Origin of the sequence: Megasphaera sp. AM44-1BH (assembly GCF_003467125.1) — a bacterium.
Taxonomy (GTDB): domain Bacteria; phylum Bacillota; class Negativicutes; order Veillonellales; family Megasphaeraceae; genus Megasphaera.
Genome location: NZ_QSFA01000054.1, coordinates 1 through 1,295, shown reverse-complemented (window position 1 = coordinate 1,295; position 1,295 = coordinate 1). Strand labels below are relative to the sequence as shown.

The 1,295-nt window shown below is 40.9% G+C and carries 2 protein-coding genes; both read left to right on the top strand.

What is annotated here, in order from left to right:
• The first annotated feature begins 83 nt into the window (after positions 1 to 83).
• Positions 84 to 365, top strand: coding sequence for a transposase (locus tag DW949_RS13540; protein WP_026385695.1), 282 nt, complete (start codon positions 84 to 86; stop codon positions 363 to 365).
• Positions 302 to 1,276, top strand: a complete 975-nt coding sequence (locus tag DW949_RS13535) for an IS3 family transposase (RefSeq protein ID WP_118023690.1) — start codon at positions 302 to 304, stop codon at positions 1,274 to 1,276. Before DW949_RS13540 ends, DW949_RS13535 begins: the two co-directional genes overlap by 64 nt.
• The last annotated feature ends 19 nt before the right edge of the window (positions 1,277 to 1,295 follow it).

The window sequence follows — 1,295 nt, the reverse complement described above, 5'->3', positions numbered from 1 at the left end:
TGGTGCTAGCATATAAATAGGACAAGTCAAACTGAGGTTTTCCATAAAGTGATACAATAAAAGTATATATAGGGGGTCTTAGTATGACGAAGTTTAACAAACAATTCAAAGTGGATGCTGTCCAATATTACCATGATCATCGTGATTTAGGACTGATTGGGTGTGCCCATAATTTAGGAATTTCCCAACAGACACTGTCCCGATGGCAAAAGCAATTACGGGATAATGGGGAAATGCCATATCGCGGATCCGGAAACTATGCATCTGATGAAGCCAAGGAAATCGCTCGTTTGAAACGTGAATTACGAGATGCCAAGGATGCCATCGATGTCTTAAAAAAAGCTATCAGCATTCTAGACAAATAATCCCCGCCATTTACCATAGCGTCAAACAGGCAGCCGAAAAAGCCCATCAGGGGAAACGCCATTTTTCGGTATCTGGAGTGCTGGCAGAATTGGGCGTTTCTACATCAGGTTACTATGGATGGAGTCATCGCAAATTATCCAAACAAGCTACGCACCGTAAGGAGGTAAAAAAACAGATTCAAACCATTTACGAAGATTCAAAGCAAATCTATGGAGCACCCAAAATTACTAAATTGCTTCAACAGAAAGGGGAATGTATTTCCGAAAGGACAGTGGGCCTTTACATGCGGCAAATGGGGATTCGTGCTTGTTGGGTCAAGCATTATACCGTTACGACCCAGAGCAGTTGTTTTGATGCCATATTAGTTAATATTCTGCAAGAACAATTTAATCCGCCAAGACCAGACACGATCTGGTGCAGCGATATTACTTATATTTGGACTACTGAAGGCTTTGTGTATTTGGCCAGTATCATGGATTTATTTTCTCGAAAAATCATTGCCTGGAATTTATCCCGGAAGTTGGATGCATCTGGCATTATTAGGATGCTTCAAACGGCAAAGCAAACCAGGAATCCAGGCCGTCTGGTAGTAATTCACACTGACCGCGGTTGTCAATATCTTTCGCAATCCTATATCAAGGAAACCGCACAGATGTGCCGCAGCTATTCGAAGAAAGGCTATCCATGGGATAATGCCTGCATAGAATCATTCCATGCCTTGATTAAGCGAGAATGGCTGAATCGATTTAAGATTGAAAATTATCAACAAGCCTATATGCTGGTGTTTGAATACATTAACACGTTTTATAATACCGTTCGAATTCACAGTCACTGTAACTATATGTCACCCAATGGCTATGAAAAATTATATGCGAACTACAAGAAAAAGGCAGCTTTGATTGCTGGATAACTGATTGATAGAAACCTCA